This is a genomic window from Pseudomonas sp. DTU12.3 (genome assembly GCF_004124275.1).
In the GTDB taxonomy this organism is placed as follows: Bacteria; Pseudomonadota; Gammaproteobacteria; order Pseudomonadales; family Pseudomonadaceae; genus Aquipseudomonas; species Aquipseudomonas helmanticensis.
In genome coordinates, this window is the sequence record NZ_CP027218.1 from 3451821 (window position 1) to 3470397 (window position 18577).

The window sequence follows — 18577 nt, forward strand, 5'->3', positions numbered from 1 at the left end:
CAGCTCCTACAGGGGTTGGGTTTACAGGTTGCGGGAGATGACCATGCGCTGAATGTCGCTGGTGCCTTCGTAGATCTGGCAGACGCGCACGTCGCGGTAGATACGTTCCAGCGGGAAGTCGTTGAGGTAACCGTACCCGCCGAGGGTTTGCAACGCCATCGAACAGACCTTCTCAGCCATCTCCGACGCGAACAGCTTGGCCATCGACGCCTCGACCAGCGCCGTTTGGCCGCTGTCACGCAGCGCTGCAGCGTAGTGGACCATTTGCCGGGCAACGGCAATCTGCGTGGCCATGTCGGCGAGACGGAAGGCCACGGCCTGATGCTCGATGATCGGCTTGCCGAAGGTGTCGCGCTCACGGGCGTAATCACGCGCGGCTTCGAACGCGGCGCGGGCCATGCCCACCGATTGCGAAGCGATGCCGACGCGACCGCCCTCAAGGTTGGCCAGAGCGATCTTGTAGCCCTCGCCCTCCTCGCCCAAACGGTTGGCCACCGGCACTTGCACATCTTCGAAGAGGATCTGGCAGGTATCGGAGGCGTGCTGGCCGAGCTTGTCTTCGACCCGTGCGACTTTGTAGCCCGGTGAGTCGGTCGGCACGATGAATGCCGTGATGCCGCGCTTGCCGGCACCGGGATCGGTGACCGCAAAGACGATGACAATCCCGGCGTTTTGCCCGGAGGTGATGAACTGTTTGCAGCCGTTCAGCACGTAGTGATCGCCTTCGAGGCGTGCGCGGGTTTTCAGGCTGCTGGCGTCCGAGCCGGCTTGCGGTTCAGTCAGTGCAAACGCACCGAGCATCGCGCCGCTGGCCAGCGGTTTGAGGAAGCGTTCACGCTGGTCGTCGTTGCCGAACTTGAGGATCGGCACGCAGCCGACCGAGTTGTGCACGCTCATGATCGTCGAGCAGGCGCCATCGCCAGCGGCGATTTCTTCCAGGGCCATGGCGTAGGCCAGATAGCCGGTGTCGCAACCGCCCCACTGTTCCGGCACGAGCATGCCGAAGAAGCCCAGCTCGGCCATCTCACCAATGGCTTCCTTGGGAAAACGGTGCTCGCGATCCCACTCGGCGGCAAACGGTTTGAGGCGCTCCTCGGCGAACTGCCGGGCCATGTCGCGGATCTGGGTTTGGTCTTCGTTGGGAATCATGCTGAATCCTTAAATCCGGTTTACCACAATCCCCTGTAGGAGCTGCCGCAGGCTGCGATCTTTTGATCTTAAAAAGCAAAATCAATGGATCGCAGCCTTCGGCAGCTCCTACAGAAGTCAACTCATGTAGGAGCTGCCGAGTGCAACGAGGCGGCGATCTTTTGATCTTAAAAAGCAAAGTCAACGGATCGCAGCCTTCGGCAGCTCCTACAGGGGTGGTGTGTTTAGTAGAGGCATTCCACGGCCATGGCCGTGGCTTCGCCGCCGCCGATGCAGATCGCGGCGATGCCGCGTTTGAGCTGGCGCTGGCGCAGCGCCGAAAGCAGCGTGACCAGAATCCGCGCACCGGAAGCACCGATCGGATGGCCCAGCGCACAAGCGCCACCATGCACATTGAGCTTGTCGTGGGGGATTTCCAGGTGCGTCATCGCGGCCATGCCGACCACAGCGAACGCTTCATTGACCTCGAACAGATCGACGTCACCCAGCGACCAGCCGGTTTTCTTGATCAGCTTCTTGATCGCACCAATCGGCGCCACCGGGAACAGGCCCGGGGTGTCGGCGAACGCAGCGTGGCCATGTATAACAGCCAACGGTTTCAACCCCAGTTTCTGTGCCTGCGACTGACGCATCAGCACCAACGCCGCCGCCCCGTCAGAAATCGAGCTGGAGTTCGCCGCCGTCACCGTGCCGCCTTCGCGGAATGCTGGTTTCAGCGAGGCGATCTTGTCCAGCTTGGCTTTTGGCGGCTGCTCGTCGTGGCTGATCAGCACCTGCTCTTTGCCAACCGTCACAGTCAGCGGGACGATCTCGTCCTTGAAGCTGCCGTCCTTGATCGCCTGCTGCGCGCGGGTGGTCGAGGCGATGGCGAAGGCGTCCTGAGCTTCGCGGCTGAAGTGGTTGGTCTCGGCGCAATCCTCAGCGAAGGTACCCATCAGGCGGCCCTTGTCGTAGGCGTCTTCGAGGCCATCGAGGAACATCGAATCGAGCACCCGGCCGTGGCCCATGCGGTAACCGGCGCGGGCGCGATCGAGCAGATACGGCGAGTTGGACATGCTTTCCATGCCGCCGGCAATCACCACATCTGCACTGCCAGCGATCAACATGTCATGAGCGAGAATCGTGGTTTCCATGCCCGAACCGCACATCTTGTTGACGGTGGTGCAACGGGTCGATTTATCCAGCCCGGCGCCCAATGCAGCCTGACGGGCCGGTGCCTGACCGAGCCCCGCCGGCAACACGCAACCGAACAACACCTCATCAACCGAATCGCTGGCGACACCGGCGCGTTCCACCGCAGCCTTGATCGCGGCAGCACCGAGTTGCGGTGCGCTGAGGCTTTTCAGTTCGCCCTGAAAACCGCCCATTGGCGTGCGCACGGCGCTGACGATAACAATCGGATCGTTGGAAATAGTCATGACAAATCCTCCTTACTTGGCGGCCATGCGCAAGGCGCCGTCGAGACGGATCACCTCGCCGTTGAGCATGCTGTTTTCGATGATATGCCGAACCAGTGCAGCGTACTCGGCAGGCTTGCCCAAGCGCGGCGGGAACGGTACGCCGGCGGCCAGCGAGTCACGTACTTCCGGGGTCATTCCAGCCATCATCGGGGTTTCGAAAATGCCCGGGGCGATGGTCATCACACGGATGCCGAAACGCGCCAGTTCACGGGCGGCCGGCAGTGTCAGACTGGCGATGGCGCCTTTGGAGGCAGCGTAAGCCGCCTGACCGATCTGGCCGTCGAATGCTGCCACCGAGGCGGTGTTGATGATTACACCGCGCTCGCCATCAGCATTGGCCTCGGACTCGGCAATCGCTGCAGCAGCCAGACGCAGCATGTTGAAGCTGCCGATCAGATTGACGTTGATCACCTGCGCAAAACTGCTCAGCGCATGCGGGCCATTCTTGCCGAGGATCTTCTCGCCACGAACGATGCCGGCGCAGTTGACCAGGCCATTGAGGTTGCCAAACGCTGCGACCGTTGCCTGCACGGCGGCTTCGGCAGCGGCTTCGTTACTGATGTCGGCCACCACGCTGTGCGCGCCGAGACGCTGAGCCTGCGCGGCGACGGCTTCGGCGTTCATGTCCACCAGCATGACTTTGGCGCCAGCATTCACCAGCAATTCAGCGGTGGCGGCACCGAGGCCGGAGGCGCCGCCGGTAACGATAAAAACCTTGTTCTCGATCTGCATGACTGTAATTCCTGATTCAAGCTGAAACGTTATGCGCCGCGGCCTCTTGAGCCTTGGCGATTTCCTGGTTGCGCAAGATAAAGCGCTGCAATTTGCCACTGGGGGTCTTGGGCAATTCGCTGACAAATTCGATTTCACGCGGGTACGAATGCGCGGCCAGACGCTTGCGCACGTGTTGGCGCAGCTCTTCGGCCAGCTCCGGCGCCGCGCGGTATTGCGCACTGAGCACGACAAAGGCTTTGACCAGTTCGGTGCGCTCCGGGTCCGGTTTGCCGACGACTGCAGCTTCGACCACCGCCGGGTGTTCGATCAACGCGCTTTCCACGTCGAACGGGCCGACCCGGTAGCCGGAAGTGGTGATCACGTCATCGCTGCGACCGACGAAGCTGATGCTGCCGTCCGGATTCCATTCCACGGTGTCGCCGCTCAGGTAGTAATCGCCGACGAACGCCTTGGTTGGCGCGCCTTGGTAGCCGCCGAACCAGCACATCGGCGATTGCGGACGGTCGATGGCGAGAATGCCCGGCTGACCGACGCCGAGTTCGTTGTATTGCTCGTCGAGCACAACAATGCGATGCCCCGGCGAGGTGAAACCGGCGGCACCGATGTGTACCGGGTGTTCGAGGCCGTGGTGGTTGCACAGCACCATGCCCAGTTCGGTCTGGCCGTAGTGATCATGAATGACCACGTCGAGGTTGTCGGCGAACCAGCGAATCACTTCCGGGTTCAACGGTTCGCCGGCGCTGCTGACAATGCGCAGCTTGCCCTTGATCGACTTGGCAAACTCATCACCGCCAGCGATCAGCAGTCGATAAGCCGTCGGCGAACCGGTGAGGTTGGTGATGCCGTACTTGTTGATCACCCGGCAGGTGCTTTCGAGGGTGAACGGGCCATCGTAGAAGGTGATCGGGTGGCCCATCGACAATGGGCCGGTGACGCCGAAATAAATGCCATAGGCCCAACCCGGATCGGCGACGTTCCAGAACGCATCTTCCGGGCGCAGATCGACGGCATCGCGGGTGTAGCTCTGGAACGCGACGATGGCTTTCAGCGGCACCGACAGCGCTTTCGACGGGCCGGTAGTGCCCGAGGTGAACATCAGCAGGAACGGGTCTTCGCCAGTCAGCAGCACCGGCTCGCAGACGTTGGAATAATTGGCCAGTTCGGCCCAGAAGCTGAAATCGCCACGGACGATGCCCTGGCCTTTGGCGCCGCCGACGGTGACGAGGGTCGGGCAATCGGCGACGTCGGCGAGTTTCGGCCGGTTGACCGCGTCGGTGACCACGACTTTGGCGCCGGAGCTGTTGAGGCGATGTTCGAGGGCCTTGGGGCCGAACGCGGTGAACAGTGGCTGATACACCGCGCCGATGCGCCAGGTAGCGAACACGGTGATGAGCAATTCGATGTTGCGCGGCAGCAGGCCGGCGACCTTGTCACCCTTCTGCACGCCTTGGGCGAGGAGGAAATTGGCGAAACGCGCGGCTTTGTCCTGCAGGTCGCTGAAGGTGTATGTCGCACTGGCGCCGTCGCGGCCTTCCCAGAACAGCGCGATGCGCCCCGGCAACGCGTGACGGTCACAGCATTCGACGCAGGCGTTGAGTGCCTCAAGCGAACCGCTGAGCGCGGCTTCCACGGTGTGCTGATAGTTGAACTGTGTGGTGGCAGACAAGTAATCGCGCATTGCCAGAATCCCTCTGTGTTTTTATTAGGCTGGGAAGCGTAAACAACAGAGGGATAGTCGCGCTGTACGGGGCTTGGAGCAATGGTCAAAGCCATCAAAGTGGCTGACTGGTTTGGCCAAGACAGCTCAACATCGCCCCCTGTAGGAGCTGCCGAAGGCTGCGATCTTTTGACGTTGACCTTTTTAAAACAAGATCAAAAGATCGCAGCCTTCGGCAGCTCCTACAGAGGAATGCCTTCCAAATGTAGGAGTGAGCCTGCTCGCGATAGGGCCGGGTCAGACAACCTCATTCAGAATCAGCGTCCGGTAGTGGCCCGGATTCGATCCCGACCACTTGCGAAACGCCTTGTAAAACGAACTGGCATCGGCAAAGCCCAAACGGCTGGCAATCTCGACAAAACTGATCGAAGGCTCCGCCAGCCAGACAATCGCCAACTCCTTGCGCACACTGTCCTTGAGGCCTTGATAGGTCTGCCCTTCCTCCGCCAGACGCCGGCGTAAGGTCGAGGCCGACATGCACAGTTGCTGCGCCAGTGCCTCGGTTTCCGGCCACTGCTCAGCCGGCAACTGCCGCAGATCCTGCTTGATCCGACTGGCCAGACTTTGCGGGTCGCGGTACTTGACCAGAATGTTGGCCGGCGCATGGGCCAGAAAGCGTTTCAGCTCTTCGGCAGAACGCTTGATCGGCAGATCCAGGCAATCCGCCGAGAAAATCATCCGCGTACGCGGCCGGTCGAAACGCAGGTTTTCCGAGAACATTACCCGGTAGTCATCGGTGAAGTCCGGTGCCGGGCAGCGCAGCTCAATCGCCAGAATCGGAATCCGCCGGCCCGCCAGCCAGCAGGCAACGCCGTGGACGATCATCCAATAAGTGAAATAGCTGAAGGCACGGCGCGGCTCAAGGTCATCTTCCAGTAGAACAATCTCGGCCAGACTCTGCTGATGCACCAACTGCGCCGGCATGCGCTCCAGCATCAACGACAGAAAACCCAGGCCGCTGCTCAAACCCGCCGCCAGTGTCGGTTGCGCCATCGCGCTGCGGCAGAGGTATTCCAGGCTGCCAGACCTGAGCTTGCGCGGGTCCATGCCGAAAAACTCGTCATCGCCTCGCCGCGCGAGCAAACGCCAGAGTTTTGCGTACTGCGAGGCCGGCACCCGGCCGCTCGCCGATTGCAGCAGCGCCGGATCGATCCCGATCTTGTTCAGGACTTCGTCCGTGGCCACGCCCGGAGCACAACTTTGCAGCAGCGCTTCACGCACCAGTTGAACGGCGATGGTGTCTTTTTCCGACATGGAACGCAGTAAGCCCTGTTGTTTTCGAGTGACGCGCATCTTACCGCAACATGTAGGAGCTGCCGCAGGCTGCGATCTTTGATGTTGATTTTACAAAAACCAGATCAAAAGATCGCAGCCTCGTTGCACTCGACAGCGCCTACATGTTTCCGAGCAACGCGGGGATGAGAATGGTTGTTCTTCGAGTTGTTCAGCTTTCGTTCAGGTTCATGTCAATGAATGTCATGTGAGAATGGTTGTCATTATGTTACAACTTGTAACCTCTACGAATGACTTATTGGACACCGAATGCTCGTTCCTTTTCTGATCATGCTGCGCGAAGGCATCGAAGCCGCGCTGATCGTTGGCATCATCGCCAGCTACCTCCAGCAAACCGGCCGTGGCCAGTGGATGCCTGCCGTGTGGATTGGCGTATTCCTTGCGGCTGCTCTGGCGCTGTTGGTCGGCGGTGGCCTGGAACTGGTCAGCGCCGAATTCCCGCAGAAGCAGCAGGAGCTGTTCGAAGGCGTGGTCGGGCTGGTGGCCGTGGGCATTCTCAGTTCCATGGTGTTCTGGATGCGCAAAGTCGCGCGTTCGATCAAACACTCGCTGCAAGCCTCGCTGGATCACGCGCTGACTTCCTCAAAACATCAGGTCATCGCGCTGATCGCCATGGTCTTCTTCGCTGTCGCCCGCGAAGGCCTGGAAACGGTGTTCTTCCTGCTCGCGGTGTTCCAGCAAAGCGAAGGCCCGGGCGCGCCGATCGGTGCCCTGCTCGGCCTGATTCTGGCAATCATCGTCGGTTTCCTGATCTACAGCGGCAGCATGCGCCTCAATCTTTCCGCCTTCTTCAAGTGGACCGGGCTGTTCATTCTGGTGGTGGCTGCGGGGATTCTCGCCAACTCGGTGCAGGCGCTGCATGAAGCCGGGCTGTGGAATCACCTGCAAACCGTGCTCTTCGATTTCAGCGCGACGCTGCCGATGGACGGCCCGTTGGGTTCGGTGCTGGCCGGCATGTTCGGTTACCAGGACACGCCGACCGTCAGCACCCTCGGCGCGTATCTGCTCTATCTGGTGGTGGCGCTGGTGATGTTTTTCTATCCCGCCGCGCCGGCTGCTCCGCTCCCAAATACCAAAGCCGCCGCCAAATCGTCTTCAGCTTCCAGCCAATAAGGGCCTCCATGTCAAAGCCTAATACTCCTCAGGCCTCCCCTCCCCGCGCCTTGCGTTGGGCGGTGGCCGGTTCGGTGGTCATCATGATCGCCGCCGGAGGCCTGTTCTGGTACGCCTCGAAAATGGCTGCGGCCAAGCGTCAGCACAATCACGATGAAGTAGTGGTGAATATCCATCCGGGCAGTTGCGAGCCGAATGCGCTGACGGTGCCGGCCGGTCGCGCCAGTTTCCGCATCGTCAACCGCTCCGAGCGCGCGGTGGAATGGGAAATCCTCGACGGCGTGCTGGTCGTCGAAGAACGCGAAAACATCGCCCCCGGCCTGAGTCAGGTGATCAACGCCAACCTGCAGCCCGGCGACTATGCGATCACCTGTGGCTTGCTCAGCAACCCGCGCGGCACTCTGCACGTCACAGCGACGGCGGCGTCTGATGCCGCCGCCAAAGCCAAACCGTCGATGGTCGCTTTCGTCGGCCCGCTGTCGGAATTTCGCGTGTACCTGGCCAGCCAGAGCAGCGCACTGATCAAAGCCGTGACCGCACTCGATCAGGCAATTGCCAGCGGCGACCTGAGCCAGGCGCAGGCCCTTTACCTGCCAGCCCGTGCGGCTTATCAGCGTCTGGCTCCGGCGGCGCAACGTCTCGCCGAGCTGGACAACAATATCAACGCCCGCGCCGATTACTTCGAAAAGCGCGAGCAGGATCCGGCCTTTGTCGGTTTCCACCGCATCGAATATGCGTTGTTCCAGCAACGCAAACTCGATGACCTGGCCGCCGTTTCCCAGCGCCTGCTGGGCGACGTCACCACGCTCAAGCAGCAATTGCTCGCCCAGACCCTGCCGCCAGAGCAATTGGTCAATATCGTCGTGCGCAACCTCAACACGCTGGCCGACGTGCGCGCCGCCAGCGGTGAAGAAGAACGCTACAGCCACAGCGATCTCAACGGATTCGCCGGCAACGCGCAAACCGCGCACAAAGTCGTCGATCTGCTGCGGCCGATGCTGACCAAATCAGCCGCCGAGCTGCTGCCAAAAATCGATCAGGCACTGGCGGACTTCGACACAGAACTCAACAGCTACAAGATCAAGGACGGCTACGCCAGCTACGACTCCGTCAGCGGCGAACAACGCAAGCAGATCGCCGACAAGGCCCAGGCTCTGGCCGACGCACTTGATGGCATTGATCCCGCCCTCGGCCTCTCCGGCCTGTAAGCAGAAGACGAGTACCGATGAACGATTCAGAACCACTCAACCTGCAACGTCGCCGTGTCCTGATGGGCATGGGCGCCGCCGGTGTCGCCCTCGCAGGTTCAGCGCTGAGCTGCCCGGCGATGGCCGCCGCGCCCGCACAAGTCACTGAAGCACCGAGCAGCGACAAGACCGAAGATCGCCACGACTTCCACGGCACGCACCAGACCGGCATCGTCACCCCGCGTCCGGCCTCGGGCATGCTGGTTTCATTCGACGTGCTGGCCAGTGATCGCGAAGACCTCGAGCGGCTGTTCCGCACTCTCAACGAACGCATCGCCTTCCTGATGAAGGGCGGCCCGGTTGCGCAGATCGACCCGAAACTGCCGCCGCCGGACTCCGGCATCCTCGGCCCGAACGTGACGCCGGACAACCTGACCATCACCGTTTCCGTCGGCGAATCGCTGTTCGACGAACGTTTCGGTCTGGCCGACGCCAAGCCCAAGCGCCTGATCCGCATGGTCGGTTTCCCCAACGATGCGCTGGAAGCCGATTGCTGCCATGGCGACCTGAGTTTGCAGTTCTGCTCGAACACCACCGACACCAACATTCACGCCCTGCGCGACATCGTCAAAAACCTCCCTGACCTGCTGCTGGTGCGCTGGAAGCAGGAAGGCAGCGTGCCGCCGCAAGCCCCGGCGAAACCGGGTGTGCCGGCACAATCGGCGCGTAACTTCCTCGGTTTTCGCGACGGCTCGGCCAACCCGAACTCCAACGACGCGAAAGCCATGGACAGCATCGTCTGGGTGCAACCGGGCAGCGATGAACCGGCCTGGGCTGCTCACGGCAGTTACCAAGCGGTGCGGATCATCCGCAACTTCGTCGAACGCTGGGACCGCACGCCGTTGCAGGAACAGGAAAGCATCATCGGCCGGGTCAAAACCAGCGGCGCGCCGATGGGTGCCCAGCATGAAACCGAGGTCCCGGATTACCACAAAGATCCAGAAGGCAAGCTGACCAAACTCGACGCGCACATTCGTCTGGCCAACCCGCGCACTGCCGCGAGCCAAGCCAACCTGATCCTGCGTCGTCCGTTCAACTATTCGAATGGCGTGAACAAGAACGGCCAACTCGACATGGGCCTGCTGTTCATCTGTTATCAGGCCGATCTGGAAAAAGGCTTCATCACCGTGCAGACCCGCCTCAACGGCGAACCGCTTGAGGAATACCTCAAACCGGTCGGCGGCGGCTACTTCTTCACCCTTCCGGGTATCACGGGCGACAAGGATTTCATCGGTCGCTCGCTGCTCAACGCCACACAACCGAAAACCGCTGCATAAAAACAACATTCAACACTGGAGCCGCCCCCATGAAAAAGACGCCACTCGCGTTATTGCTGACCCTTGGTTTGCTCAACACCCCGCTGTCGGCATTCGCTGCCACAGCACCGCTGGATCTGGTCGGGCCGGTTTCGGACTACAAGATCTACGTCACCGAACAACTCGATGAACTGGGCAGCCACACCCAGCAGTTCACCGATGCAGTGAAGAAAGGCGACCTGGCCACCGCGCAAAAGCTCTACGCACCGACCCGCGTTTACTACGAGTCGATCGAGCCGATTGCCGAGCTGTTCAGTGACCTCGATGCGTCCATCGACTCCCGCGTCGACGACCACGAGAAAGGCGTTAAGGCTGACGACTTCACCGGTTTCCATCGTATCGAATACACGTTGTTCTCGGAGAAAAGCACCCAAGGCCTTAATGAACTGGCGGACAAACTCAACAGCGACGTCAAAGACCTGCAGACCCGCGTCGCCGGCCTGACCTTCCCGCCTGAGAAAGTCGTCGGTGGCGCAGCTGCGCTGCTGGAAGAAGTCGCCGCGACCAAGATCTCCGGTGAAGAAGACCGCTATAGCCACACCGACCTGTATGACTTCCAGGGCAACATCGACGGTGCGAAGAAAATCGTCGATCTGTTCCGTCCGCAAATCGAAAAACAGGACAAGGCTTTCGTAGCCAAGGTCGACAAGAACTTTGCCACCGTCGACAAGATTCTGGCCAAGTACAAGACCAAGGATGGCGGGTTCGAGACGTATGACAAGGTCAAGGACAGCGACCGCAAGGCGCTGGTCGGGCCGGTTAATACTTTGGCGGAAGACCTGTCCACGTTGCGTGGGAAGTTGGGTCTGAATTAACGTTTTGTAGCGCCTGGTCTGGCCCCTTCGCGAGCAAGCCCGCTCCCACATGGGAATGCATTCCAACTGTGGGAGCGGGCTTGCTCGCGAAGGCTTTATCAGCAGCACTAGATCATTTTGATTTTAGAGAATCCGGTAGAGCAACCGCTCGATCCGCACCCGGCTCACGCGCTTGAGAAACTTGGCCACCGCGCCTGGGTACTCCGGCAGCGTCTCCAGATTCTGAAAGCTGTCGATCCGCGTGGTATGGCGGAAAATCTCTTCCAGCTCCTTCGCCCGTGGCGCCAGCCATTCTCCTTTCGGATCATCGATCAGCAAGGCATTTTCCAGATCGAGACGGAACGCCCGGGGATTGAGGTTGTTGCCGGTCAGCAGGGTATAACGCTGGTCGATCCACATGCCTTTGAGGTGATAGGTGTTGTCGCCATCACGCCACAGGTGCAGGTTCAACTGCCCGCTGTCGATCGTGCGCTGATGCCGCTTGGCAAACCGGCGCAGGCTGATTTCGTAGAGATACGGCAACGCCGCGATCACCTTGAACGGCTCGCTTGGCGGGATGTAGAAGTCGTTGGCGGTCTTGTCGCCGACCACGATGTCGATCTTCACGCCACGAGCCAGCGCGCGGTTGATCTCGCGGATCACCCCCAACGGCAGGTTGAAATATGGCGTGCAGATGGTCAGCTGCTTTTGCGCGCTGGCGATCAGTTCGATAATCGCGCGGTTCAGCGGGTTGTTCTTGCCGACACCCAGCAACGGCGTAACCGACAAGCCATCTCTGGCGGTGCTGCCAGTGGCCGTGTCGTAGGTCGCGTATTTGAGGCGACTGCGCAAATCACCGATGTCATTGCGCAGGCTGCGCGTGGTCGGCAGGTTCGGCAGGTCGAGACGATGCACGGCTTTCGATTCAATCAGGCCATGCTTGACCAGGTGATGCATCGAGTCTGCCAGCTCGTGGCTTTGCAGAACGTGATAACGGTCGAAGCGGTACTTGTCGAACTTGTGCAGGTAGACGTTGTTCAGGCTCGCACCGCTGTAGACCACACAATCGTCGATCACAAAGCCTTTCAGGTGCAGGACGCCAAACAGTTCGCGGGTTTGCACCGGGACGCCGTAGACCGGCACTTCGCTCTGGTGCGTGCGGGTCATCTCTTGATACCACGCCGCGTTACCCGGCTGTTTGCCGGCACCGATCAAGCCGCGCTGGGCGCGCAGCCAATCGACGACCACGGCGATTTCCAGCTCGGGGCGCTTGAGCCTGGCAGCGTGCAGGGCATCGAGGATTTCCTGACCGGCTTCGTCTTGCTGCAGATACAGCGCGACGATGTAGATGCGCTGGGTCGCCGTGGCGATTTTCTCCAGCAGGCAACGACGAAACTCGGCGGCGCCGGACAGAATGGTCACGGCCTCGGCGGTCAGCGGAAAGCTGCGCAGTTTGGGCAGCAAGGAACGTTTGAAAAGCAACGGCATAGGGCTCGCAATGGGTCGAATCCGAAGAACCCGAGAGCTTACACCATCACATCCTTCGGGTCTTGTTAGTGTCTGTAATAACCTCTTCGCGAGCAAGCCCGCTCCCACGTTTGAAATGCATTCCCATGTGGGAGCGAGCCTGCTCGCGAAGGCAATTTCACGGCCGATAAAAATGCCAGCTTGACCAAGAAGAACAACCGTTCTACTGTTTGCCGCATGAACGAAACCTCTAGCAACGACACACGTAACATCATCCTCGACGTCACCGAAAAGTTGATCTACAAAAGTGGCATCGCTGCCACCAGCATGGATCTCCTGGTGAAAACCGCCGGCGTCTCGAGAAAAAGCATTTACCGCTACTTCGCCGACAAGGACGCGCTGACCGTCGCCGCCCTGCAACGCCGCGACGAGCGCTGGATGCACTGGTACAGAAATGCTGTCGATCAGGCCGAAACCCCGGCCGGTCGCTTGCTCAACCTGTTTACCGTACTCAAGAGCTGGTTCGCCTCGGAAGGCTTCCGTGGCTGCGCGTTCATCAACACCAGCGGCGAGACCGGTGATCCACAGAACCCGGTACGGCGGGTCGCCAAAGAACACAAACAGAAGCTGCTCGACTACGTGTGCGAGTTGTGTACCGAACATGGCGCCGAAGATCCGCAACAGTTAGCCAGACAGTTGCTGATTCTGATTGACGGGGCCATTACCGTCGCGCTTGTCATGGGTGATCACAGTGCCGCCGATAATGCGCAATGCATGGCGCGTAAGTTATTGGACCTGTAACGCCTGAATAAGCCGGACTTGTTGTTGAATCGAAAATTTTATCGGGAGATCTGACATGTCTACTGCAGCCCAGGTACGTCCGCCATTGCCGCCCTTCAATCGTGAATCGGCCATCGACAAAGTTCGTTTGGCCGAGGATGGCTGGAACTCCCGCGATCCGGAAAAGGTATCGCTGGCTTACACCCTCGACACGAAATGGCGCAACCGCGCCGAGTTCGCCGACAACCGCGAAGAAGCCAAGGCTTTCCTGACGCGCAAATGGGCAAAAGAGCTGGATTACCGTTTGATCAAGGAGCTTTGGGCGTATTCGGACACGCGCATCGCCGTGCGTTACGCCTATGAATGGCACGACGATTCGGGCAACTGGTTCCGCTCCTATGGCAACGAGAATTGGGAGTTTGATGAGCAGGGCTTGATGTTCCAGCGCTATGCCTGCATCAACGACCTGCCGATCAAAGAGAGCGAACGCAAGTTCCGTTGGCCACTGGGCCGCCGCCCGGATGATCACCCGGGCCTGTCCGACCTCGGCCTGTAAGCCAAGCGCATGACCTCACCCTCTGTAGGAGCTGCCGAAGGCTGCGATCTTTTGATGTTGTTTTCAAGATCAAAAGATCGCAGCCTTCGGCAGCTCCTACAGGGGATGTGTTGCGATCAGGCTACTGCTGCGGTTTTTTTGGATTCAAGTTCGCGCACCAATGGCAACACGCGCTGGCCGAAGTATTCCACCTCTTCCTGAAAATGCAGAAAGCCCGCCAACACCAGATCCACCCCCACCGCTTTCAGCGCGACAATCCGCTCGGCAATCTGCAACGGTGTACCGATGAGGTTGGTCTTGAAACCATCGTTGTACTGCACCAGATCCTCGAACGTCGATTTCGCCCAGTTACCCTCTCCCTCCGGTGACGCCCTGCCCGCCTGTTTCGCTGCGTCGCCAAAGGCATTCACCGCTTCCGGATCGGCCTGATCGATGATCTGCGCCAGCACTGCCCGCGCCTCTTCCTCGGTGTCACGGGCGATGACGAACGCGTTGACGCCGATCTTCACCGAATGGTTATTCGCCGCCGCTTTGCCACGAATATCGTCAACCTGCGCCTTGATCCCTTCAACGCTATTGCCGTTGGTGAAATACCAGTCCGAAACCCTTGCGGCCATGTCCCGCGCCGCACGCGAGCTGCCGCCCTGAAAGATTTCCGGACGGCCCAGTGGTTTTGGCTTGAGGGTGTAATTGTCGAAACGGTAGAAGTCGCCGCGAAAGGTGAAGTTGTCCTGACTCCAGACACCCCGCAACGAGCGAATGAACTCCTCGGAACGGCGGTAGCGCTCGTCGTGCTCCAGCCAGTGTTCGCCGATGGCCTGGAACTCACCTTTGAACCAGCCGCTGACGATGTTTACCGCGATGCGCCCGTTGGTGAGTTGATCGATGGTCGCCAATTGTTTCGCCGCCAGCGCCGGTTGCCACGGCCCGGGCAGAATCGCCGCGATCACTTTGAGTTTGCTCGTTGCGGCCAGCAGGGCATGGCTGAACGCAACCGACTCGTGCTGGAACTCGGCGCCGTAACCGGCGGTGAAGCGGATCTGCGTCAGCGCGTATTCGAACCCGGCGGCTTCAGCGATCTGTGCGAGTTTGCGGTTGTAGTCGATGCCCCAGTCGGTGCGCTGTTCAATCTTACTGACCACCAGCCCACCGCTGACGTTCGGCACCCAGTAGGCAAATTTCACGGCTTGCTGACTCATTGGCGTGTCCTCGGGACATTTGGGGGAGATGGGAGTGATAGAGCAGCAAGCGTGCCAAGGCTGGAGTGCCTGATTTTTTTGGGTTTCCCGGCTATCAAGATGTTTTTTTAAGGGGGATTTGTTGGCTGGATGTTGAGTGGGCAACAGTAGGTTTTGCATTGGCTGGGATGCCGCCTTCGCGAGCAAGCCCGCTCCCACAGGGGATTTTTGGTGAATATTGATTTTGTGACCAACCCAAAAACTGTGGGAGCGAGCCTGCTCGCGAAGGCGTCAGACGGGTCGCCGCAAAAGTTGGATACAGGTAACATGACCGCCCTCCCCGCAGCTCCCGTTCTGCGCCCTGCCGAATAAGCCGATTCCATGCCTTTCGAACTCAGCGTTGACCTCACCACCCTGGCCATTCTGGCTATCGTCGCTTTCATTGCCGGTTTCATCGATGCCATCGCCGGCGGTGGCGGTCTGTTGACCACGCCTGCGCTGCTGACCGCCGGCCTGCCACCGCACCTGGTGCTGGGCACCAATAAACTCAGCTCGACGTTCGGCTCGGCCACCGCCAGTTTCACCTTCTACAAACGCAAGCTGTTCCATCCACGCCAGTGGGTGCACGCGATTGTCGGCACGCTGGTCGGGGCATTGACCGGCGCCATCGTCGCCCATTACCTGCCGGCGGAGTGGCTGAACAAGATGCTCCCGGTGATCGTCTTCGCCTGCGGTTTGTATTTGCTCTTCGGCGGTACGCCAAAAGCGCCGCTGGACAGCGACGCGCCGATCAAGAAGAAATGGCAATCGACCCAAGGCTTCAGCCTCGGTTTCTACGACGGTGTGGCCGGCCCCGGCACCGGCGCGTTCTGGACAGTGAGCAGCCTGCTGCTCTACCCGATCGATCTGGTCAAGGCCAGCGGCGTGGCGCGCAGCATGAACTTCGTCAGCAACATTGCGGCGCTGTCGGTGTTCGTGTTTTCCGGGCAGGTGGACTGGATCATCGGCCTGAGCATGGGCCTGTCGGTGATGGTCGGCGCATTCTTTGGCGCGCGCACCGCGATCAGCGGCGGCGCCAAGTTCATTCGCCCGGTGTTCATCACCGTGGTGCTGGGTTTGACCGTACGCTTAGCTTGGCAGCACTGGTTCAGCGTGGCCTAAGCGCCGCGCCACGTAGACGTCGATCAGATAACGGGCAATCGATTTGGACGCCGGCAACGGCGGCAGGTCGTGCACGTTGAACCACTGGGCGTCTTCGATCTCGTCTTCCTGACAGACAATCTCGCCACCGGCGTACTCGGCATGGAAGCCGAGCATCATCGAATGCGGGAAAGGCCAGCACTGGCTGCCGAGGTATTGAATGTTCTGCACCTCGATCTGCACTTCCTCGCGCACTTCGCGAATCAGGCAATCCTCGGCCGACTCGCCAGGTTCGGCGAATCCGGCCAGCGTGCTGTAGACCCCGGTGACGAAACGCGGTGAGCGCGCCAACAGAATCTCGTCGCCACGGGTAATCAGCACGATCATGCTCGGCGAAATCCGCGGATAACTGCGCAAATCACATGGCTGGCAATACATCGCCCGCTCACGTGGCACTTGCGTCATCGCCTGACCGCAATTGCCGCAGAAACGATGTTCGCGCGCCCAAGTGCCAATCTGCGCGGCGTAACCGAGGACTTTGTAGACCGTCTGATCGCCATCGAGCATGAACGCCCGCAGGCCTTTCCAGCTGCAACCCGGCACCTCGCTGGCACTGCGCAACTCCAGCAAATACACCGGCTCGCCATCGAGATGGCCGATGCCATGCTCGGCGAGGACTGACAAGTCCTGACGCTTGAGCCATTCGCGCGGGAACAGCGCGCCGTTGTCATCGAACAGAAAGCCTTCCGGGCCGCGCGCCACGGCCCAGCCGCCCGGTTGATCGGTGTCGAGTACTGCAGTGGTCCAGCGAGCTGTCATGGTTTCTCAGTCCAGAAATTCGGGTTTCTGTTTGCTCATGTGGGCGGCCATGGCCACGCGCAAATCGGTGGATTGCAGCATGGCGGCGTTCCAGGTGGCAACGTATTCGAGGCCGTCGTCGATGCGATGGTCGCGCATGTAGCTGATCATTTCCTTGGTGCCGGTCACCGCGATCGGCGACTTCGAAGCGATCTCGCGAGCGATGTCGATCACCCCTTCGAGCAACGCGTCCTTGTCGCTGTAGACGCGATTGACCAGGCCGATGCTGCGCGCTTCGTCAGCGCCAAAGGTGCGACCGGTGTAAGCCAGTTCACGCAGCATGCCGTCCCCGATGATCCGTGGCAACCGTTGCAAAGTGCCAACATCGGCGGCCATGCCGATATCGATTTCCTTGATCGAGAATTGCGCGTCTTCGGCGGCATAACGCATGTCGCAGGCCGCGATCAGATCGATCGCACCGCCCAGGCAGTAACCCTGAATCGCCGCGAGCACCGGTTTGCGGCAGTTGTCGACGGCATTGAACGAGGCTTGCAGGGTGAGGATCTTGCGGCGCAGCAGGCGCGCGTTGCGGCCGACGTCCTTGCCCAGTTCATTGGCGACGCCGGCGAGCATCATCAGGTCGATGCCCGAGGAGAAATGTTTGCCGTTGCCGCTGAGCACCACCACGCGCACTTCGTCGGTGTCGTCGATCCACTGGAAAATCTCGACGATCTCGCTCCAGAACGCCGCGTTCATCGAGTTGATCTTTTCCGGGCGATTGATCTGCACATGGGCGATGTTATCGGCCAGTTCGACGCTGAAGGCGGAGTATTGAGTCATGGCAGTGATCCTTTACCGGGCTGAAAATGAGGCCCGAACTATAACAAGGCATCACAGTGGCGGTTCAGCCAAATGCGGGACTCTCACACCGCCCCCTGTAGGAGCTGCCGCAGGCTGCGATCTTTTGATTGTGATTTTTAAAAGACCAGATCAAAAGATCGCAGCCTGCGGCAGCTCCTACAGGGATTTTTGCGTGACGAAGGCGGCGGTTTCGTAGGGCACCGTCACCACATCCCTGCCGCGCAGCTGCGGCTCGGACGCGATCAACGCGCGAATCTGCTCATCAACCTTCGCCCGTTGTGCGTCCGGCAGTGCGGCAATGAAACTGGTCGAACGCACTCGATTGAAAATCACGTCCTCCGTTGAGCCGGTATGGCCGTTGTGGAACTGCTGCAATTGCAACGGGCCGAAGCGCGGATGGGGGAACGCCTTGCGCCATTCGCCGGTGTAATAACGCGGCGTATCACCCTCCAGCGCATTGACGATGGCATCGAGTTTCGGCACCCAGCTCGCCTGCGTATCACGCAGGTTCCAGATCAGTCCAAGCTTGCCACCGGGCTTGAGCACCCGGGCGATTTCGGTCAACGCCGCCTGACTGGCAAACCAGTGAAACGCCTGAGCGCAAACCACCACATCGACCGACGCGTCCGGCAATGGCAGATCCGTCGCAGTACCGCTGACGGCCAGCACATCGGGCCATGCCTCATAGAGTTTCTCAAGCATCTGCGGCACCGGTTCGACGGCAATCACCTGCGCGCCCGTCGCCACGAGTCGGCCGGTGAATTTGCCGGTGCCGGCGCCGAGATCAATCACGGTCTTGTGAGCATCCAGCCCCAACGTCGCGGTCAGCCAGTCGGCGACCTGCGGCGGATATTCCGGCCGTCCTTTGACATAGGTGTCGGCAGCAGTCTTGTAGCCGGCGGCGGAGTGATGGAGCTGTTCGTTCATGGCAGTTTCCCCTTATGGCGAAGCATCGGATCGACGGCGGATGTTC

The 18577-nt window shown here is 60.2% G+C and carries 17 protein-coding genes; 7 read left to right on the forward strand and 10 right to left on the reverse strand.

Annotated features, from left to right (window positions below; all coding sequences use genetic code 11):
• Window positions 1–21 precede the first annotated feature (21 nt).
• The 5 genes from C2E19_RS15675 to C2E19_RS15695 form a co-directional block, all read right to left on the reverse strand.
• Window positions 22–1149 carry an acyl-CoA dehydrogenase gene (locus C2E19_RS15675; protein ID WP_129393923.1) on the reverse strand — a complete coding sequence of 376 codons (1128 nt, stop codon included), beginning with the start codon at window positions 1147–1149 and terminating at the stop codon, window positions 22–24.
• A 224-nt stretch (window positions 1150–1373) separates the two neighbouring features.
• Window positions 1374–2567 carry an acetyl-CoA C-acyltransferase gene (locus tag C2E19_RS15680; protein ID WP_129393925.1) on the reverse strand — a complete coding sequence of 398 codons (1194 nt, stop codon included), beginning with the start codon at window positions 2565–2567 and terminating at the stop codon, window positions 1374–1376.
• 12 nt (window positions 2568–2579) lie between these two features.
• Window positions 2580–3341 carry an SDR family NAD(P)-dependent oxidoreductase gene (locus tag C2E19_RS15685; RefSeq protein ID WP_129393927.1) on the reverse strand — a complete coding sequence of 254 codons (762 nt, stop codon included), beginning with the start codon at window positions 3339–3341 and terminating at the stop codon, window positions 2580–2582.
• A 16-nt stretch (window positions 3342–3357) separates the two neighbouring features.
• Window positions 3358–5022, reverse strand: coding sequence for an AMP-binding protein (locus C2E19_RS15690; RefSeq protein ID WP_129393929.1), 1665 nt, complete (start codon window positions 5020–5022; stop codon window positions 3358–3360).
• A 276-nt stretch (window positions 5023–5298) separates the two neighbouring features.
• Window positions 5299–6315 (reverse strand): AraC family transcriptional regulator, encoded by a 1017-nt coding sequence (locus C2E19_RS15695; protein ID WP_129393931.1) that lies wholly within the window; start codon window positions 6313–6315, stop codon window positions 5299–5301.
• Between the two features lie 288 nt (window positions 6316–6603).
• Between C2E19_RS15695 and efeU the strand changes: the two genes are divergently transcribed.
• From efeU to efeO (C2E19_RS15715), 4 genes are read left to right on the forward strand one after another with little or no spacing between them, the layout of a single operon-like run.
• Entirely contained in the window at window positions 6604–7467 is an 864-nt protein-coding gene (efeU, locus tag C2E19_RS15700; RefSeq protein WP_129393933.1) for an iron uptake transporter permease EfeU, read from the forward strand.
• An 8-nt stretch (window positions 7468–7475) separates the two neighbouring features.
• Entirely contained in the window at window positions 7476–8675 is a 1200-nt protein-coding gene (gene efeO, locus C2E19_RS15705) for an iron uptake system protein EfeO (protein ID WP_129393935.1), read from the forward strand.
• Between the two features lie 17 nt (window positions 8676–8692).
• Window positions 8693–9991, forward strand: coding sequence for an iron uptake transporter deferrochelatase/peroxidase subunit (efeB, locus tag C2E19_RS15710; protein ID WP_129393937.1), 1299 nt, complete (start codon window positions 8693–8695; stop codon window positions 9989–9991).
• Window positions 9992–10020: 29 nt separating this feature from the next.
• A complete protein-coding gene (gene efeO, locus C2E19_RS15715) occupies window positions 10021–10845 on the forward strand; it encodes an iron uptake system protein EfeO (RefSeq protein ID WP_129393939.1) in 825 nt (274 codons plus the stop codon).
• A gap of 123 nt (window positions 10846–10968) precedes the next feature.
• On the opposite strand, the gene pssA is transcribed toward efeO (C2E19_RS15715), so the two are convergent.
• A complete protein-coding gene (gene pssA / locus C2E19_RS15720) occupies window positions 10969–12312 on the reverse strand; it encodes a CDP-diacylglycerol--serine O-phosphatidyltransferase (protein WP_129393941.1) in 1344 nt (447 codons plus the stop codon).
• A 216-nt stretch (window positions 12313–12528) separates the two neighbouring features.
• Between pssA and C2E19_RS15725 the strand changes: the two genes are divergently transcribed.
• Both C2E19_RS15725 and C2E19_RS15730 read left to right on the forward strand, forming a co-directional pair.
• The gene (locus tag C2E19_RS15725) at window positions 12529–13092 is read left to right on the forward strand and encodes a TetR/AcrR family transcriptional regulator (protein WP_129393943.1); all 564 of its coding nucleotides are present in this window, start codon (window positions 12529–12531) and stop codon (window positions 13090–13092) included.
• 55 nt (window positions 13093–13147) lie between these two features.
• The gene (locus C2E19_RS15730; protein WP_129393945.1) at window positions 13148–13627 is read left to right on the forward strand and encodes a nuclear transport factor 2 family protein; all 480 of its coding nucleotides are present in this window, start codon (window positions 13148–13150) and stop codon (window positions 13625–13627) included.
• A gap of 116 nt (window positions 13628–13743) precedes the next feature.
• Here the strand turns inward: C2E19_RS15730 and sfnG are convergent, their stop codons facing one another.
• Entirely contained in the window at window positions 13744–14826 is a 1083-nt protein-coding gene (gene sfnG / locus C2E19_RS15735) for a dimethylsulfone monooxygenase SfnG (protein WP_129393947.1), read from the reverse strand.
• A 360-nt stretch (window positions 14827–15186) separates the two neighbouring features.
• Between sfnG and C2E19_RS15740 the strand changes: the two genes are divergently transcribed.
• Window positions 15187–15966 carry a TSUP family transporter gene (locus tag C2E19_RS15740; RefSeq protein WP_129393949.1) on the forward strand — a complete coding sequence of 260 codons (780 nt, stop codon included), beginning with the start codon at window positions 15187–15189 and terminating at the stop codon, window positions 15964–15966.
• Here C2E19_RS15740 and nudC read toward each other — a convergent pair.
• The 3 genes from nudC to C2E19_RS15755 all read right to left on the reverse strand — a co-directional run bounded on the left by nudC (window position 15934) and on the right by C2E19_RS15755 (window position 18531).
• Window positions 15934–16764 carry an NAD(+) diphosphatase gene (nudC, locus tag C2E19_RS15745; RefSeq protein WP_129393951.1) on the reverse strand — a complete coding sequence of 277 codons (831 nt, stop codon included), beginning with the start codon at window positions 16762–16764 and terminating at the stop codon, window positions 15934–15936. The two genes, C2E19_RS15740 and nudC, sit on opposite strands and share 33 nt — an antisense overlap.
• 6 nt (window positions 16765–16770) lie before the next feature.
• Window positions 16771–17583 (reverse strand): crotonase/enoyl-CoA hydratase family protein, encoded by an 813-nt coding sequence (locus C2E19_RS15750; RefSeq protein WP_129393953.1) that lies wholly within the window; start codon window positions 17581–17583, stop codon window positions 16771–16773.
• Window positions 17584–17760: 177 nt separating this feature from the next.
• The gene (locus tag C2E19_RS15755) at window positions 17761–18531 is read right to left on the reverse strand and encodes a class I SAM-dependent methyltransferase (RefSeq protein ID WP_129393955.1); all 771 of its coding nucleotides are present in this window, start codon (window positions 18529–18531) and stop codon (window positions 17761–17763) included.
• Window positions 18532–18577 lie beyond the last annotated feature (46 nt).

Coding starts and splice junctions, on each gene's coding strand:
- C2E19_RS15725 (WP_129393943.1), top strand. CDS start 12,529: ATGAACGAAACCTCTAGCAACGACACACGTAACATCATCCTCGACGTC.
- C2E19_RS15675 (WP_129393923.1), bottom strand. CDS start 1,149: ATGATTCCCAACGAAGACCAAACCCAGATCCGCGACATGGCCCGGCAG.
- C2E19_RS15695 (WP_129393931.1), bottom strand. CDS start 6,315: ATGTCGGAAAAAGACACCATCGCCGTTCAACTGGTGCGTGAAGCGCTG.
- C2E19_RS15690 (WP_129393929.1), bottom strand. CDS start 5,022: ATGCGCGATTACTTGTCTGCCACCACACAGTTCAACTATCAGCACACC.
- efeU (WP_129393933.1), top strand. CDS start 6,604: ATGCTCGTTCCTTTTCTGATCATGCTGCGCGAAGGCATCGAAGCCGCG.
- efeB (WP_129393937.1), top strand. CDS start 8,693: ATGAACGATTCAGAACCACTCAACCTGCAACGTCGCCGTGTCCTGATG.
- C2E19_RS15755 (WP_129393955.1), bottom strand. CDS start 18,531: ATGAACGAACAGCTCCATCACTCCGCCGCCGGCTACAAGACTGCTGCC.
- C2E19_RS15740 (WP_129393949.1), top strand. CDS start 15,187: ATGCCTTTCGAACTCAGCGTTGACCTCACCACCCTGGCCATTCTGGCT.
- efeO (WP_129393939.1), top strand. CDS start 10,021: ATGAAAAAGACGCCACTCGCGTTATTGCTGACCCTTGGTTTGCTCAAC.
- C2E19_RS15750 (WP_129393953.1), bottom strand. CDS start 17,583: ATGACTCAATACTCCGCCTTCAGCGTCGAACTGGCCGATAACATCGCC.
- sfnG (WP_129393947.1), bottom strand. CDS start 14,826: ATGAGTCAGCAAGCCGTGAAATTTGCCTACTGGGTGCCGAACGTCAGC.
- nudC (WP_129393951.1), bottom strand. CDS start 16,764: ATGACAGCTCGCTGGACCACTGCAGTACTCGACACCGATCAACCGGGC.
- efeO (WP_129393935.1), top strand. CDS start 7,476: ATGTCAAAGCCTAATACTCCTCAGGCCTCCCCTCCCCGCGCCTTGCGT.
- pssA (WP_129393941.1), bottom strand. CDS start 12,312: ATGCCGTTGCTTTTCAAACGTTCCTTGCTGCCCAAACTGCGCAGCTTT.
- C2E19_RS15730 (WP_129393945.1), top strand. CDS start 13,148: ATGTCTACTGCAGCCCAGGTACGTCCGCCATTGCCGCCCTTCAATCGT.
- C2E19_RS15685 (WP_129393927.1), bottom strand. CDS start 3,341: ATGCAGATCGAGAACAAGGTTTTTATCGTTACCGGCGGCGCCTCCGGC.
- C2E19_RS15680 (WP_129393925.1), bottom strand. CDS start 2,567: ATGACTATTTCCAACGATCCGATTGTTATCGTCAGCGCCGTGCGCACG.